Here is a 15,584-nt window from a genome sequence, read left to right as displayed (position 1 = left end):
AATGATCTCACTGGTCAACATAAGCAAAACATTTAATAGGGGTGCCCTGAAAGCACTCTCCGGCATCAGCCTGGAAGCGAAATCCGGCGAACTCTTCGGACTGATCGGTCCTGACGGCGCCGGGAAGACCACTTTATTTCGCATACTCACCACCCTGATGTTGCCAGACAGTGGTGATGCCCTGATCAACGGGCTTGACATCAAAAAGGATGTTACAACCATCCGCAGTAAACTGGGTTATATGCCTGGAAGATTTTCCCTGTACCAGGACCTGACCGTGGATGAGAACCTGAAGTTTTTTGCTACTCTATTTGGCACAACGGTACGGGAAAACTATGCGCAGATAAGGGATATCTATATACAGCTGGAGCCTTTTAAAAACCGGCGGGCAGGAAAACTGTCCGGTGGCATGAAACAGAAACTCGCTCTCTGTTGTGCGCTGATCCACCGGCCCGATATACTGCTGCTGGATGAACCAACAACAGGTGTGGATGCCATATCCAGAAAGGAATTCTGGGAAATGCTAGCCCGCTTAAAAGCCGATGGCATAACCATTATGGTATCGACCCCATACATGGATGAAGCCAATTTGTGTGATACCATCGCCCTCATAGACCAGGGCAGGATACTCTCTATTGATACGCCCGGAAATATTGTCCGGAATTACCCCCGTCCGCTCTATGCTTTTAAAGCTAAAAATTTATACCGGCTGCAGCAGGATCTCCGCTTACATGAAAACATCCATTCCTGTTTTGCATTTGGCGAATACCTGCATGTAAGCTTCAGGGATGAATCCGCAGTCAGCCTCCCTGTTATGGCCAAATGGCTGGAAGAAAATGGACACCAGGAAATTATCCTGAAAAATCAGACACCTGTTATTGAGGATTGTTTCATTGATCTTTTAAAACACTGACATGAAGGAAAAGATCATCATTGCAGAAAACCTCAGCAAACAATTCGGTCACTTCAAGGCCGTTGACAATATCAGTTTTGACGTAAGCAAGGGTGAAATCTTTGGTTTCCTGGGTGCCAACGGCGCAGGCAAAACAACCGCGATGCGCATCCTCTGCGGGCTCTCCTATCCCAGTTCGGGCAAAGCCAGGGTTGCCGGATTTGATGTTTACCACCAGCAGGAGCAGATAAAGAAAAACATAGGCTATATGAGCCAGAAATTTTCTCTTTACGAAGACCTCACCGTGCTGGAAAACATCCGTTTTTTTGGCGGTATTTACGGCCTGGGAAAAAAGGAACTGAAAAACAAATCTGATGAATTGCTGCAAACCCTGCATCTGTCGGGGGAAACATCCAAACTGGTAAGATCTCTTCCACTTGGCTGGAAACAAAAACTGGCATTCTCCGTTGCCATCATTCATAAGCCTGTGATCGTATTTCTTGATGAACCGACGGGGGGTGTGGATCCCATTACCCGGAGGCAATTCTGGGACATGATCTACCAGGCATCAGAAAACGGGATCACTGTGTTTGTCACCACGCACTATATGGATGAAGCCAGTTATTGCAGCCGGCTTTCCATTATGGTGGATGGACAGATCAGGGCTATTGGCAGTCCGGCAGAACTGATGGAACAGCATCATGCAGAGAATATGGACCAGGTATTTTTTGACCTGGCGAGGACCGCCACCAGGTCAGCTGATTAAAACAAATAAAATGAAGCAATTCCTTGTATTTGTAAGAAAAGAATTCCTGCACGCCTTCCGCGACAGGAAGACGCTGCTGATCATGTTCGGCCTTCCCATAGTACAGATCATCCTGTTCGGGTTTGCCCTTACCAATGAAGTGAAGAACTCAAAACTGGTCATAGTCGATCCTTCCCGCGACGAAGCTTCACAGGCACTGACGAACAGGATCAGGTCTTCGAAATATTTTGACATTTACCGGGAAGCAATGAGTTATGCCGAAATGGAAGCGGCTTTCAGGTCAGGAAAGATCAAGGCTGCCATTGTTTTTCCGCAGGACTTTAATGAGCAATGGAAACATTTGAACAATGTCCAGCTGCAATTAATTACTGACGGTTCTGACCCCAATACCGGTCGCACCATTCAGAACTACCTGACTGCAATCATTAATGATTTTCGAAATGACAGGGTAAATAACGGCAATGCCCAGGTGCTCATACATCCGAATATCAGGATGCTCTATAACCCATCACTGGAAGGCACCATGAATTTCGTTCCCGGGGTGATGGCTCTGGTATTGCTGCTGGTTTGCACCACACTAACCGCTGTTTCCATCGTGAGGGAAAGGGAACTGGGAACCATGGAAATATTATTGGTGTCACCCTTTAAACCAGTTTATGTCCTCCTGTCCAAAGCGGTCCCCTATTTTATTTTGTCCATGGTAAATCTTTCGGTCATTCTCCTGCTCGGAACCTATGTATTAAACGTGCCCGTTAAAGGAAGTGTGAGCCTGCTTTTATTGGCCAGCGCCCTGTTTATCCTTACCTGCCTGTCTATGGGGTTGCTGATTTCAACCCTTGCGAAAACACAACAAACTGCCATGATCATTTCCATGATGGGCATGATGCTTCCGACTGTTCTGCTGACCGGGTTCATGTTCCCGATTGAAAATATGCCGGTACCTCTGCAGGTAATATCCAATATTGTGCCCTCCCGCTGGTATTACCTGATCACAAAAGATGTGATGCTGAAGGGACTCGGTTTTTCGGCCATCTGGAAGGAATTACTGGTCCTTGGCGGCATGACGGTTTTTCTCCTGCTTTTCAGTCTTAAAAAATTCAATAACCGCCTGTCATGAGAATGCTGATCATACTGCTGAGAAAGGAGTTTCAACAGATATTCCGCGATAAGAGTATCCTGCCTTTGATTATTGTGCTGCCAATCGTACAGTTGCTCATCATGCCACTCGCAGCCGATTATGATATCAGAAATATTTCATTGGGGGTGATTGACCATGACCGGAGCCCGATTTCACAGGAATTGTTATCTGTAATCGGGTCATCAGGATATTTTATCATCAGGAGTGAACATACCAGTTACCAGGAAGCCCTTGGTGAAATTGAAAATGAAAAAACCGATATTATCCTGGAAATCCCGGCATCCTTTGAAAGGAATATTGCCAGGCTGGGTGGCGACGAGGTATTGATTTCCGCCAATGCCATCAATGCTGCCAAAGCAGGAATCGGTGCATCCTATCTTAGTACGATCATTACCGGGTTTAACAGCAATATCAAAGTCAACCGCCTGAGGGCATATGGACTGGAACCGGTTCCCCGGATTGACATAACATCATCCAGCTGGTTTAATCCTTACATGAACTATCATTATTACATGGTTCCGGGTATTCTGGTAATGCTGGTCACCATTGTCTCCGGATTCATGGCTACCCTGAATATCGTCAGGGAAAAGGAAATCGGCACCATCGAACAGATCAATGTTAGTCCGATTAGAAAACACCAGTTCCTGATGGGCAAACTTGTTCCCTTCTGGATCATCGGAATCATTGTCTTTACAATTGGTTTGGGAATAGCCTGGCTGGTGTACGGCATCGTTCCAAAGGGAAGTATTGGGCTCCTGTATCTTTTTCTGGCAATCTACCTGGTTGCTGTGCTGGGATTCGGCCTGCTCGTTTCCACTTTTACTGAAAACCAGCAGCAATCCATGTTTGTGGCTTTTTTCTTCATCATGATATTCATCCTGATGAGCGGCCTGTTTACCTCGGTTGACAGCATGCCCCCCTGGGCCCAATGGATCACAAGATTCAATCCGGTCACCTATTTTGTTGAAGTGATCCGGATGGTAATGCTCAAGGGAAGCGGGTTTGCCGATATCAGGCAGCACCTGCTCACCATCATCGGATTCGCAATATTTTTTAACGGCTGGGCGGTATGGGTTTACCGGAAGACTAGCTAGAGGGAAGGTGTCTCCGGGGAAGGTGTCTCCGGGGAAGGTGTCTGACGTTTAGAATTACTGAATTCACCGAACGCAAACGTCAGACACCATTAAACACCATTAAACCCAAACCTCAGACACCTGAAATTATTCGGCCCAGGACATGGTATAACCTTTGTTCTCAATTTCCAGCGCCTGCACCGTCAGTTGCAAAGGGTGAAATGTATCTACCATTACGGCCAGTTCTCCGGTTTCCTTTTTCCCGATACTTTTTTCCACTGCGCCGGGATGAGGGCCATGGGGTATGCCTGCAGGATGCAGGGTGATCATGCCCCTGGTAACATTTTTCCGGCTCATGAAATCTCCATCCACATAATACAGTACCTCGTCACTGTCAATATTACTGTGATTATATGGAGCCGGAATGGCCTGGGGATGATAATCGTATAAACGCGGAACGAAAGAACAAACCACGAAATTATTGGCTTCGAAAGTCTGGTGTACCGGCGGGGGCTGGTGGACGCGCCCGGTAACAGGTTCAAAATCGTGGATGCTGAAAGCAAAGGGATAACAGCATCCATCCCACCCAATTACGTCAAAGGGATGGTGTGCATAATGGAGGCCGTACTGCACACCTTTCTTCTTTGTTTTTATCAGGAAATCCCCGGCCAAATCATATGTTTTGAGATCCTGCGGCCCACGGATATCCCTTTCGCAGAAAGGCGAATGCTCGAGCAGTTGCCCGTATTTCGACAAATACCGTTTGGGGTAACGGAGAGGACTAAACGATTCTACAATAAACAGCCGGTTTTCCGGGGTGGCAAAGCTGATCTGGTAGATTGTACCCCGGGGAATAACCAGGTAATCGCCATAGGAAAAGGGAAGCCCGCCATATTGTGTATGCAGTACCCCGCTGCCTTCATGGACAAAGATCATTTCATCTGCATCCGCATTCTTGTAAAAATAATCACCCATGCTTTCCTGGGGCGCAGCCAGTACGATATGGCAATCGTTGTTTACCAGCACCGGTTTCCGGCTCTGCAGGAAATCTTTCTCGGGCTTTACCTGAAAGCCTTCAAAGCTGCGGTGTTGCAGCATTTTTTCCTCCGCCACTACGGGCATTACGTTAACCGGCTCATCGGTTCGGATGATCTGGGTAGGCGGATGGCAATGATATAGAATCGAATAATCGTTTGAGAAACCCTCCGTTGAAAAAAGCTGTTCGGAATAGAGCCCGCCGTCGGGTTTTCGGTATTGTGTATGTCGTTTATGGGGAATAGACCCCATGGCTATATAATGAGGCATATAAAGTGATTTTTAAATTAAAGTGTAATAGCAGGACAACTTATTCAAGGCTGAAGTAAGGCATCAACCAACTACCCATTGCCAGTGTTGCCAGCAGGAAAACAAATTTCCAGCGGCGTTTATCGATCCACCAGGTAAAATTTCTGAAGAATGGCATAATTCAATCGTTCAGCTAATGTACAAAATACTATTTTGGGAGATGACCAGAATCGGATTGATTTCAGACACGCACGGTTACCTCGACGAATCGGTATTCGGGCATTTCAGCCGATGCCAGGAGATCTGGCATGCAGGAGATTTCGGAAATATATCAATAGCAGAGGAACTGGCGGCTAAAACCGGGTTAACAGTAAGGGGAGTTTTTGGCAATATTGACGGGTATGACGTCAGGAGCGTTTTCCCCGAAGAACTGGCATTTACCTGCGAAAAGGTGAAGGTTTTCATGAAACATATAGGGGGTTATCCGGGCCGTTATGCCCCGGGCGTGAAGCAACGTATCCGGGAAGAAAAGGCACAGCTCTTTATTTCAGGACACTCCCACATTCTGAAGGTACAGTTTGATGCTGACCTGCAGTGCCTGCACATGAACCCTGGCGCTGCCGGAAAACAGGGCTGGCACCAGGTTCGCACCATCATTCGTTTCGTCATTGATGGGATCGAAATGAAGGACTGCGAAGTGGTGGAGTTAGGGAGGCGATAAGATGTGACGCAAGCTGATGGGAATTCCGTAACTTTTGGCAACTAAAAACCTGACTGCATGGCTAGCAATATTCATCGCCGCGACTGGCTGAAACAAAGCACCCTGGCTGCACTGGGAATCGGATTTTCACTGCGATCCCTGGGCGGGGAAGATTATCTGCCCCGGGAACTGGGTAGTGAAACCGGTCTGATCAACCTCGGCTCCAATGAAAACCCATACGGACTTGCGCCTGGTGCCAAAAAGGCCATTAGTGACCTGATCAGCAGCGTTCACCGTTACCAGTATAATATCCCGGCCCTCCAGACTTTCAGGAAAGAACTGGCGGAATACTATGGAGTAACTGTGGACCATATCCTGGTTACGCCGGGCTCAGGGGAAGCATTGAACCTGATGGCGAGAGCATACAGCCAGGGCAACCTGGTAACAGCCACGCCAACATTTGGCATTTTACCCAATACAGCTAAAAAGATCGGAGTAGCCGTAAAGGAAATACCGCTTGACAACAAAAAAATACATGACCTCGATGCGCTCCTAAAAGCCATCGATGCCAATACCTCGCAGGTCTATATCTGCAATCCGGCCAACCCAACCGGAACAATCGTACAACCTGCTGCACTGAAGGCCTTCTGCGAAGAAGCCAGCCGGCGCACCATGGTTTCCATTGATGAAGCATATATTGATTTCCTCGATGCACCCTATAACGAATCAATGTTGTCGCTGGTAAAAAGCGGCAATAAAAACATTGTGATCATCCGGACTTTTTCGAAAATTCATGCCATGGCAGGAATGAGGGTGGGTTTTATTCTGGCTCATCCCGATACCATCAAAACCCTTGCTGCCAATTATTTCGGGAACAGCAATTTCTGTATGAGCGCATTGTCCATGACCGCGGCAATGGCGAGTCTCAAGGACCAGTCACACAGTGTCAGCAGTAAGCAGAAAAATGCTGCAGCCAGGGAGTTTACTACAAAGTCACTGCAGGAACTGGGCTATCACTGTATTCCCTCCTATACAAATTTCCTGTTCTTCCACTTAAATAATTACCAGGGAGATTTTGCAAAAGATATGCTGGCAAAAAATGTATTGCTCCGGTCGCATGATTTACCCGACGGGAAATGGTGCAGGGTTAGCATCGGCACCATGGAGGAGATGAAGAAATTTGTGGAGATTATGAAAGGAGTACCAAAATAAACGGCTGTTGCAACGGTTTTTTCCCGGTTCAACAGCCGCAATATTGTAATGAGTGCTACAGTGAATGTGCTTACATTCCAGGGAACCATGCCCTTGCAATTCCTTCACGGAAAGGCCAGGGTACGAGCAGGAATATCAGTACCAGTGCAGCAAGAAACCATCCCAATGCTTTTTTATGTTCAGCACCGGCAGCATTAGCGGGTTTTCCCTTTGCTCTTCCGATGGTAATGAACACAATCGCCAGGATCATTCCAACCAGGTGTTCTACAGCAAAAAAGCGTTCAGGAGCGTTTTTCATAACTTCTCCGAATCCCTTTGACTGCAGGTTCTGCAAACCAAGTGCACCTGCAAACCACTGGTACAATCCAATCAGCAGGGTGATATGGGCCGAGATCATCAGGAAAAGATCCACCTTCCTGTCTGACCCCGAATAGGCCTTGGCACCGCTCATACCTTTGTAATGTTTGATAATGGCAACCAGCAGCAGGATGATGATCACCCAACGCATTAAATTGTGTAAATGAAGAAGTCCGTTGTACATAAATTATGGTTTGTTGTTTGTTGTTAATAATTATTCCGCCCAATCTGCTACAAATATATTCGTATCTCTTGTTCCGCCATTATTTCTGTTGCTGCAGAACACGATTTTACTGCCATCATAACTGAACATGGCAAAAGCATCAAAGCCTTTATCGCGGCTGACCTTTACCCGGTTGGTGCCATCCCCGTTCATCATATAAAGATTGAAAGGGAAGCCCCGCTTGTATTCGTGATTGGAGGCGAATAAAATCCGCTTGCTATCCGGCATGAATACAGGTGCCCAGTTGGCCTGTCCGAGGCTGGTGATCTGCTTCATATCACTGCCATCCACATTCGCTGTATACACTTCCATTTTTGTGGGAGCAACCAGGTGTTCGGCCAGGAAATCCTTGTACTCTTTTATTTCTTCAGCTGTCTGGGGCCGGCTGGCACGCCAGATCAGCTTTTTGCCATCGGGACTGAACCAGGCACCGCCGTCATACCCAACGGTATGGGTTATCCGCTTTTCCTTACCAGTTTTCAGGTCCATGATATACAATTCAAGATCACCATCCTTATCGCTTGTATAAACCATTTTTCGGCCATCAGGTGAGATAGTGGCCTCCGCGTCATACCCTTTTGCATGGGTAAGCTGCTTCACAATCACGCCATTTGTATCGGCCATAAATATATCATAGGAAGCATAAAGCGGCCAGATATACCTGTTGCCGTATTTACTGCGATCGGGAACTGGGGGGCATTCATCCCCCCCCAGGTGCGTGGAAGCATATACGATGTGTTTGCCATCCGGCAGGAAATAAGCACAGGTGGTACGCCCTTTGCCTGAACTTACCAGTTTGGGAACAAATGCTTCCTTTTCATTTGCAGGTATCTTTCCTATGTAAATCTGGTCGCAGGGTATGCCTTCTTTTGCGCTGGTCTTTTGGAAAACCAGGTATTTACCATCATAGCTGAAATAAGCTTCAGCATTATCTCCGCCAAAAGTGAGCTGGCGAAGGTTCCTGAAATGTGTTTCTTCAGGGTAATGCAGGGTATCGGCCAGACTGGCAGGTGCCGGATTCTTTGACAACAACTGATGACTACCGTTATTTCCGGTAAAAAGCAAAAAACTACTTAACACAACAGTACCGAGTCCGGCCAGGTTAAAAAATGAAATCATAATTATCTGCTTAGTTTAACGCGCAAATGTATTGGTATAATATCATTTTTACTGAAAACCATAGCTTTGAAGTATGAAATCATGGATTAAAATAACAGGATTAACCCTTTTGTGGGGGATTATTGCCTGCAATTCCGGTGAACCAAAGGAAAATGGCAAGGCCAATATTCTGGAAATGCCTCCTTATGCCGGCATCACTGACAGCATCAGGATGGACGAAAAGAACCGTGAACTCTATATACGCCGTGCGGGACTCTTAAACCAGCAGGGTGAACATGAACTGGCCTATAAAGATCTGGAGAAAGCATGGGAGCTGGCACCGTCGGAACCACTTGCGGAAGCGCTGGTGAACGGCCTGTTTATGATGGGGAAAAATGAGCGGGCTTTGAACCTGCTGAATGAGCTGACCAATTCCTATCCGAACAATACCAACCTGAAACGAAGGATGGGAGAAGCCCTGCTTCACAGCGGAAAGTACAACCAGGCCATCGCTGCCTATGAAAAGATGACTGAAGAAGACTCGCTTGATTTTGAATCCTACTATGAAAAAGGCCTCCTTTATATGGAAATGAAGGACACGGCCGCAGCCCTTCGCGATCTTGAAACCAGTTTCAGGATACAACCAATACAGATGACAGCCCTTTCCCTGGCCAATATTTATGCAGAAATTAAAAATCCACGGGCGCTTGAACTGGCCGACATGGTTATCAGCCGCGATTCTGCAAGGGAAAATGTTGATCCCGTATTCATCAAGGGCATCTATTATGCCAATATAAAAAATACCGCAAAAGCACTGGAACAATTCAACCAGGTAATCAGGATGGACTGGAAATTCCATGAAGCCTATATTGAAAAAGGAATCATTTATTTTGAACAAAAAAACCTTGACGAGGCGCTTCAGCAATTCAAACTGGCTTCCACCGTTACCAACACATTTCCGGATGCTTATTACTGGCAGGGGCGTTGTTATGAAGAACTTGGCATGAAGGATGAGGCACTGGCGAGTTACAGTCGCGCTTATGCGCTAGATAAAACCTTCACCGAAGCCATAGAAGGCGCAGAACGAATCAGGGGAAGAAAGTAAAAAACTTGTTTGTGGTTTGTAGTTGATTAAATTAGATAATTCAAATACTCAATTCTTTACATGATCATATCTCCTTCATTGCTGGCGGCCAATTTCCTGGACCTGCAAACTGATTGTAAAATGCTCGATGAAAGTGAGGCTGACTGGTTTCATCTTGACGTTATGGACGGCCGCTTCGTTAACAATATCAGTTACGGCCTTCCGGTCATCCAGCAAATGAGGCCAACTACCAAAAAACTGTTCGATGTTCATCTCATGATCGAAGAACCCGAAAAATATACCGAAGCATTCAGGAAGGCCGGGGCAGATATCCTTACCGTGCATTTTGAAGCCTGCCGCCACCTGCACCGGAATATCCAGCAAATAAAGGAAATGGGCATGGTGGCCGGGGTTGCCATCAATCCGCACACACCGGTGCAAATGTTGCAGGATATACTGGAAGAAGTTGACCTGGTCCTGATCATGAGTGTTAACCCGGGTTTTGGAGGCCAGAAATTCATTCCGCACACGTACAATAAGATCAGGACTTTGCGCCAGCGGATAGACCAGCTTGGACTGCCTGTAAAAATTGAAATCGATGGCGGAGTGGACCTGAACAATGCAAGGCAGCTGGCCGAGGCAGGGGCGCATGTACTGGTGGCGGGCAGCGCGGTTTTCCATTCACCGGATCCCAAAGCAACCATCTCAGCCCTGAAACATATTACAGATTAATATGCGGCGCGCGCATTCAAAACAGCACTGTTGAAACCTTTCCTCTTTGCTTTCATTTTAATGTTTGGCCTGGCTGTAATGCCGGGTGTAGCAAACAGCCAGACTGCCATTATCTCCGGAAAAATCCTGGATGAAAACGACTTTCCATTGCCGGGTGTGAATGTTACCGTCATGGGAAAACAAGGAGGCACAAGATCCGGTGACTCGGGGCAATTCCGGCTACAGGTGCAGCCGGGCAAGGCTTTCGCACTTATATTTTCGCATACCGGATACAAAACGGTGCAGCGTAATTTTTTACTCAATAGCGCTGAAGAGGAAATGATTACGATAAAACTGGAGAAAGGCAGTACTGAATTAAAGGAAGTAACGGTTACAGATGAACGAAGCAGACGGGAAGCAGGGCTTGTAACCATCAATCCCAAACAAGCCATTAATATCCCCACCCCCGGTGGCGGTATTGAAAGCCTTATCAAGGTATTTGTGGGCTCGAACAATGAACTTACTTCCAACTATACTGTACGGGGTGGCAGTTATGATGAGAACATCATCTATGTTAATGATTTTGAGGTTTACCGTCCTTATCTGGTGAGGAGCGGCCAGCAGGAAGGGCTCAGTTTTATCAACCCGGAAATGACCAGGTCCGTAAACTTTTACAACGGCGGTTTCCAGGCCAGGTATGGCGATAAATTATCATCGGTGCTGGACATCAGGTACAAAAATTCCGGAAAGGCGGGCGGCTCAGCGTATATAAGCCTGCTGGAACAGGGATTACACCTGGAAGGTAGCGGCTTTAAGAATAAGTTCAGCTATATCATTGGCGGCAGGCACAGGAGTAACCGTAACCTGCTTGGCAGCCAGGAAACCAAGGGCAATTACGTTCCATCCTCTGCTGACCTGCAAGGCTTGCTGAGCTGGCAGTTCAATCAAAAGTGGACAGCCGAACTCTTCGGAAACCTGTCCCAGACCAAATTCACCCTGGTACCGGAATTCAGTCAGCCGTCAGCGTCTGTTTTTTCCCCCTTTTTCACGTCCAACCTGGGGATGGACATATATTTTGATGGCCGTGAGCAGGACCGGTATAAAACCAATATGGCAGGATTGTCCTTAAACCAGCAGGCAGGAAAGAATCTTCGCCTGAAATGGATGGCGTCGCGATTCAAGAACAGGGAATCCGAATCCATCGATATTACCGGCGCCTATCTTTTTGGTGAACGATCATTTGACAAAAGCCAGCCCGATTTCGGGCTGATCGTCAATCCGCTTGGCGCCGGCATTTTTCAGAACTATGCCCGCAATTTTTTAAACATTAATGTTTGGAATCTTTCCCACAAAGGCTTTTATGACAGAGGCAACCATTACTGGATGTGGGGAATATCATTTGACCACCAGCGAGTCAGTGACCAAATCAGGGAATTCGAGTTCCAGGATTCCGCCGGTTATTCCCTCCCCTACCAGCCGGGTGAATTATCCCTTTTCAGAGCCTTACATTCAAATGCCGATTTTTCGGTTAACCGTTACAGTGCCTATATCCAGGACAATATTACCCTCGGCGATTCCTCCGGTGTATCGGTACAGGCGGGATTCAGATTAAACTACAATGACCTCAACCGGGAAATCCTTATTTCACCCAGGGCTGGCATTTCCTGGAAACCCATGAAATGGAAAAGGGATATTATTTTCAGGGGAAGCGCCGGATTATACCAGCAGCCTCCCTTCTATCGCGAAATGCGCCGCTATGACGGCAGCATCAATTACAGCCTGCAAGCACAGAAAAGCTGGCAGGTCAGCGCCGGTATGGATTATAATTTCAGTGCATTCAACCAGGTACTGAGGCTCACGACAGAAGCGTATTTTAAAAGTATGTGGGATGTGGTACCATATGACCTAGATAATGTACGCATGCGATATTATGGTACGAATAACGCCAAGGCATATGCGACCGGAATTGAAGCCAGGCTGTTCGGGGAAGTGGTAAAAGATGCAGAGAGTTACCTTAGCGTCGGATTCATGCGCACCCGGGAAGACATCAGCAATGACTACTATTACCAATACAATGTCGACTCATTGAACCGGCCGGTTGACAGCAGCCTTACCCAAAACGGCTGGATGAGAAGGCCCACAGACCGTTTCATGACAGTAGGATTGTTTTTCCAGGATTACCTGTCCACCAACAGGAACTTCAAGGTTTTCGTCAACGCCATTTACGGATCAAACCTGCCCTACAATATCCCCAATTCGGTAAAGTACCGGAATGCCTTAAAGATTGACCCATATATCCGGGTTGACCTGGGTTTCAGCGCCCTGTTGCTGGACAGCGACAAAACGAAACGCCGCAGCCACAGCCCTTTCCGGAATGTGGAAAACATCTGGGCAACCCTCGAAGTATTCAATATCATCGACCGGGCCAACACCATTTCCTACCTGATGATCAAGGATTTTTCAAACACTACTTATGCCATACCAAACCGGCTGACCCCAAGGCTGCTTAACCTGAAGTTAGTGGCGAGATGGTAACAGAAGATAGTATCTTTGCTTCATGACGAAACTCTCCGTTAACATCAACAAGTTTGCCACCATCCGGAACAGCCGCGGAGGCAATAATCCGGATGTGGTCAAGGCCGCTATTGATGCGCAATTATTCGGTGCAGATGGCGTGACCGTACACCCAAGGCCTGATGAAAGACATATCCGGTACTCGGATGTCAGGGCCATAAAACCTATCATTACCACGGAATTCAATATCGAAGGAAATTGCCGTGAACAGAAATTTGTAGACCTGGTACTGGAAGTGAAGCCGCACCAGGTTACGCTGGTACCGGATGCAGAAGGACAGCTCACCTCTGACCACGGCTGGGACACAATTACACACAAGGATTACCTGGTTGAGATGATAAAAATATTTAAGGGGGCCGGGATCAGGACCTCCATTTTCGTAGACCCGGTAATCGAACTGGTAGAAGGAGCCGTAGCCACCGGCACCGACAGGATCGAATTGTACACCGAAAGCTATGCCAGGCTTTATCCTGAAAACAGGGAGGCAGCGATCAATCCTTATATTGCTGCAGCCAGAAAAGCCCATGAATTGGGGCTAGGGCTCAATGCCGGCCACGACCTGGACCTCCACAACCTGAAATATTTCGCCCAAAACATACCCTGGCTGGATGAAGTGTCCATCGGCCATGCCCTCATCTGCGATGCGTTGTACCTTGGTTATGAAAATGCCATACAGTTATATAAGAGGCAATTGGCCGGGTAAAACCAGCGAAGCAAAATCATTTTGACCTTCTATAAAGGAAAGCATCCCCTCTCAACAGCGGATGCTTTCCCTTTAAGCCATCGTTTGTAATATCCAGTGTGAACATTTTAAAGAATACTTCCATCATCCAGGGCTCAAAACCAAAGCGGTAATAATTATGTGTCTGATCCTTTACCCGGAACACGGAAATCCGCTCCGGTACAAACCGGAATTGCAACAGGATTGAATCGGCCTCAGCATTTTCAATGAAAATTTCACCGTGTGAATTGGAAGATCCTCCCTTTGTTTTATCGCCATTCTTCAGAATGCAATCAACAAAAGCGAGGATGTTCTTATTTTCTTCTGCTATTTCGATGAAGAACCCTTTTTCACTTACGGTTCCGGATTCAATCAACCTAAAATCGGTTCCGGGCCATTTTTCACTGTCCAGTTGAAGGATACCGTTTTCCACCCTCCATCTCCCCTTGCCGCTCCGATCCAAAGCGCCCTGGGAAAAGAAAAAATCAAAGCTCGAATCTGCATTCAGCCTGAACCCCGATGCTGTTTCCCTAACCGACTGGAGATAATATTCTCCAACAAGTGTGTTACCTGATTGTGAATGGCTGTGCATGGCAGACAGGAATAAGGTCAGAAGAAAAACAAACGGTTTCATGTACCGTAAATTACTAATCTTCGCCAATATCCACCATTCCGGTCTTTACCGGTTTGAGTGTTCCCAGGAAATTGTAAATAGCAGACAATTCATCGTCGGTCATGCGTCCATAGGCTGTCCATGGCATATGGCTGTGTTCAATCAGTTTACCCATCCGGAACCGGCCTATGAACATTTCCCTGGACCAGCCAAAAATCCGGCTGCTGCTGTCTGGTGTAAGGTTGGGAGTAACCAGGGTAGGCTTGCCCGGCTCTTCGAATATCATACCGCCTGCCATCGGCTCTCCAATATAATTTCCGACTCCGTCGCGTTTGGTATGGCATTCATTACAATTTGCAACTACCATGGAAAGATAACGGCCATACACAGCCGAAGTATCGGGTTTTATATGGTTCAGGAAAGCCTCTGATGGACCTGATGGCTTCAGCATAAAAGCTCTGATTAGCTTTCCCATCAGGTTGTATTCCTGTTCGGGGATTTTGTTTTTTACAGGCTTCAGTTTCCGCAGGTAGGATATTACCGCAGTGAGGTCATCGTCCGTCATATCCTGGAAAGGCATAAATGGCAATACCATTTCCCCATTGGCATGTATACCATACCGGATGATCCGTGCGATCTCGGGATCAGTCAGTTTGCCAATACCTGTTTCCTTATCAGGCGTCAGGTTTTTGGTGTAAAAATTCCCGAAGGGCAGTTCAAATTTATAGCCACCGGAAAGCTCCGGTTCCAGTCCCGCCCTGAGAAGTGAATCTTTGTCAGCGCCGTTGCTGTGGCAATCCACACAATGACCGGGGCCGAGTACAATATGCCTGCCTCTGGCAATAATGGCACTGTCTGTTGAAGCACTGATTTCTGGAAAAGGCGCATCGTAGGTGATGTGCTGGCGAAAGCTGGTGGCAATGGTAACGCCACCCAATAAAACCAGGATAATTACTCCCAGCCATTTGAGAATCTTTTTCATTCAGAAAAGGTTTTGATGCCGAAAGTATAGCGACATCAAGGAGCCGGCAAACCCAACAGGAATGAACTGAGAATATTAAATCCTGAATTGTAAAAAAATATCGGCAGAAATCAGGGCTTTTGTATATTTAGTTACTAACCGATATCTGAAAATTTA

General features: G+C 47.0%; 15 protein-coding genes. 10 read left to right on the top strand and 5 right to left on the bottom strand.

Annotated features, from left to right (window positions below):
• Position 1: 1 nt before the first annotated feature.
• The 4 genes from BC349_RS15370 to BC349_RS15355 are packed head-to-tail and all read left to right on the top strand — an operon-like array spanning position 2 to position 3,890.
• Positions 2 to 913 (top strand): ABC transporter ATP-binding protein, encoded by a 912-nt coding sequence (locus BC349_RS15370; RefSeq protein ID WP_187257652.1) that lies wholly within the window; start codon positions 2 to 4, stop codon positions 911 to 913.
• A gap of 1 nt (position 914) precedes the next feature.
• Entirely contained in the window at positions 915 to 1,658 is a 744-nt protein-coding gene (locus tag BC349_RS15365; RefSeq protein WP_187257651.1) for an ABC transporter ATP-binding protein, read from the top strand.
• A 10-nt stretch (positions 1,659 to 1,668) separates the two neighbouring features.
• Positions 1,669 to 2,775, top strand: a complete 1,107-nt coding sequence (locus BC349_RS15360; RefSeq protein WP_187257650.1) for an ABC transporter permease — start codon at positions 1,669 to 1,671, stop codon at positions 2,773 to 2,775.
• A complete protein-coding gene (locus BC349_RS15355) occupies positions 2,772 to 3,890 on the top strand; it encodes an ABC transporter permease (protein ID WP_187257649.1) in 1,119 nt (372 codons plus the stop codon). The genes BC349_RS15360 and BC349_RS15355 overlap by 4 nt, the downstream gene beginning before the upstream one ends.
• A 126-nt stretch (positions 3,891 to 4,016) precedes the next feature.
• On the opposite strand, the gene BC349_RS15350 is transcribed toward BC349_RS15355, so the two are convergent.
• On the bottom strand, positions 4,017 to 5,174 hold the full coding sequence (locus tag BC349_RS15350) for a homogentisate 1,2-dioxygenase (protein ID WP_187257648.1): 1,158 nt from the start codon (positions 5,172 to 5,174) through the stop codon (positions 4,017 to 4,019).
• A 199-nt stretch (positions 5,175 to 5,373) separates the two neighbouring features.
• Here BC349_RS15350 and BC349_RS15345 point away from each other — a divergent pair, with 199 nt between their 5' ends.
• Positions 5,374 to 5,874, top strand: coding sequence for a metallophosphoesterase family protein (locus BC349_RS15345; RefSeq protein ID WP_187257647.1), 501 nt, complete (start codon positions 5,374 to 5,376; stop codon positions 5,872 to 5,874).
• Positions 5,875 to 5,931: 57 nt separating this feature from the next.
• Positions 5,932 to 7,065, top strand: a complete 1,134-nt coding sequence (locus tag BC349_RS15340; protein ID WP_187257646.1) for a pyridoxal phosphate-dependent aminotransferase — start codon at positions 5,932 to 5,934, stop codon at positions 7,063 to 7,065.
• 70 nt (positions 7,066 to 7,135) lie between these two features.
• Here the strand turns inward: BC349_RS15340 and BC349_RS15335 are convergent, their stop codons facing one another.
• On the bottom strand, positions 7,136 to 7,606 hold the full coding sequence (locus tag BC349_RS15335) for a hypothetical protein (RefSeq protein WP_187257645.1): 471 nt from the start codon (positions 7,604 to 7,606) through the stop codon (positions 7,136 to 7,138).
• A gap of 30 nt (positions 7,607 to 7,636) precedes the next feature.
• Positions 7,637 to 8,764, bottom strand: coding sequence for a TolB family protein (locus BC349_RS15330; protein WP_187257644.1), 1,128 nt, complete (start codon positions 8,762 to 8,764; stop codon positions 7,637 to 7,639).
• A 73-nt stretch (positions 8,765 to 8,837) separates the two neighbouring features.
• Between BC349_RS15330 and BC349_RS15325 the strand changes: the two genes are divergently transcribed.
• The 4 genes from BC349_RS15325 to BC349_RS15310 are packed head-to-tail and all read left to right on the top strand — an operon-like array spanning position 8,838 to position 13,815.
• On the top strand, positions 8,838 to 9,848 hold the full coding sequence (locus BC349_RS15325; protein WP_187257643.1) for a tetratricopeptide repeat protein: 1,011 nt from the start codon (positions 8,838 to 8,840) through the stop codon (positions 9,846 to 9,848).
• 60 nt (positions 9,849 to 9,908) lie between these two features.
• A complete protein-coding gene (gene rpe, locus BC349_RS15320) occupies positions 9,909 to 10,559 on the top strand; it encodes a ribulose-phosphate 3-epimerase (protein ID WP_187257642.1) in 651 nt (216 codons plus the stop codon).
• 30 nt (positions 10,560 to 10,589) lie between these two features.
• A complete protein-coding gene (locus BC349_RS15315) occupies positions 10,590 to 13,073 on the top strand; it encodes a TonB-dependent receptor (RefSeq protein ID WP_246456986.1) in 2,484 nt (827 codons plus the stop codon).
• Positions 13,074 to 13,095: 22 nt separating this feature from the next.
• Positions 13,096 to 13,815 (top strand): pyridoxine 5'-phosphate synthase, encoded by a 720-nt coding sequence (locus BC349_RS15310; protein ID WP_187257641.1) that lies wholly within the window; start codon positions 13,096 to 13,098, stop codon positions 13,813 to 13,815.
• Between the two features lie 16 nt (positions 13,816 to 13,831).
• Here BC349_RS15310 and BC349_RS15305 read toward each other — a convergent pair whose 3' ends face one another.
• Positions 13,832 to 14,467: a hypothetical protein gene (locus BC349_RS15305; RefSeq protein ID WP_187257640.1), complete on the bottom strand. Its 636-nt coding sequence runs from the start codon at positions 14,465 to 14,467 to the stop codon at positions 13,832 to 13,834.
• Positions 14,468 to 14,480: 13 nt separating this feature from the next.
• The gene (locus BC349_RS15300) at positions 14,481 to 15,428 is read right to left on the bottom strand and encodes a c-type cytochrome (RefSeq protein ID WP_187257639.1); all 948 of its coding nucleotides are present in this window, start codon (positions 15,426 to 15,428) and stop codon (positions 14,481 to 14,483) included.
• Positions 15,429 to 15,584 lie beyond the last annotated feature (156 nt).

The organism is Flavihumibacter stibioxidans, assembly GCF_014332695.1.
Taxonomy (GTDB): domain Bacteria; phylum Bacteroidota; class Bacteroidia; order Chitinophagales; family Chitinophagaceae; genus Flavihumibacter; species Flavihumibacter stibioxidans.
The sequence above is the reverse complement of the archived record's forward strand: the minus strand, read 5'-3'. Positions and strand labels throughout refer to the sequence as shown.

What these genes read in the sequence shown, in the direction of transcription:
- BC349_RS15370 (WP_187257652.1), top strand. Translation starts at nt 2, where the DNA reads ATGATCTCACTGGTCAACATAAGCAAAACATTTAATAGGGGTGCCCTG.
- BC349_RS15365 (WP_187257651.1), top strand. Translation starts at nt 915, where the DNA reads ATGAAGGAAAAGATCATCATTGCAGAAAACCTCAGCAAACAATTCGGT.
- BC349_RS15360 (WP_187257650.1), top strand. Translation starts at nt 1,669, where the DNA reads ATGAAGCAATTCCTTGTATTTGTAAGAAAAGAATTCCTGCACGCCTTC.
- BC349_RS15355 (WP_187257649.1), top strand. Translation starts at nt 2,772, where the DNA reads ATGAGAATGCTGATCATACTGCTGAGAAAGGAGTTTCAACAGATATTC.
- BC349_RS15350 (WP_187257648.1), bottom strand. Translation starts at nt 5,174, where the DNA reads ATGCCTCATTATATAGCCATGGGGTCTATTCCCCATAAACGACATACA.
- BC349_RS15345 (WP_187257647.1), top strand. Translation starts at nt 5,374, where the DNA reads ATGACCAGAATCGGATTGATTTCAGACACGCACGGTTACCTCGACGAA.
- BC349_RS15340 (WP_187257646.1), top strand. Translation starts at nt 5,932, where the DNA reads ATGGCTAGCAATATTCATCGCCGCGACTGGCTGAAACAAAGCACCCTG.
- BC349_RS15335 (WP_187257645.1), bottom strand. Translation starts at nt 7,606, where the DNA reads ATGTACAACGGACTTCTTCATTTACACAATTTAATGCGTTGGGTGATC.
- BC349_RS15330 (WP_187257644.1), bottom strand. Translation starts at nt 8,764, where the DNA reads ATGATTTCATTTTTTAACCTGGCCGGACTCGGTACTGTTGTGTTAAGT.
- BC349_RS15325 (WP_187257643.1), top strand. Translation starts at nt 8,838, where the DNA reads ATGAAATCATGGATTAAAATAACAGGATTAACCCTTTTGTGGGGGATT.
- rpe (WP_187257642.1), top strand. Translation starts at nt 9,909, where the DNA reads ATGATCATATCTCCTTCATTGCTGGCGGCCAATTTCCTGGACCTGCAA.
- BC349_RS15310 (WP_187257641.1), top strand. Translation starts at nt 13,096, where the DNA reads ATGACGAAACTCTCCGTTAACATCAACAAGTTTGCCACCATCCGGAAC.
- BC349_RS15305 (WP_187257640.1), bottom strand. Translation starts at nt 14,467, where the DNA reads ATGAAACCGTTTGTTTTTCTTCTGACCTTATTCCTGTCTGCCATGCAC.
- BC349_RS15300 (WP_187257639.1), bottom strand. Translation starts at nt 15,428, where the DNA reads ATGAAAAAGATTCTCAAATGGCTGGGAGTAATTATCCTGGTTTTATTG.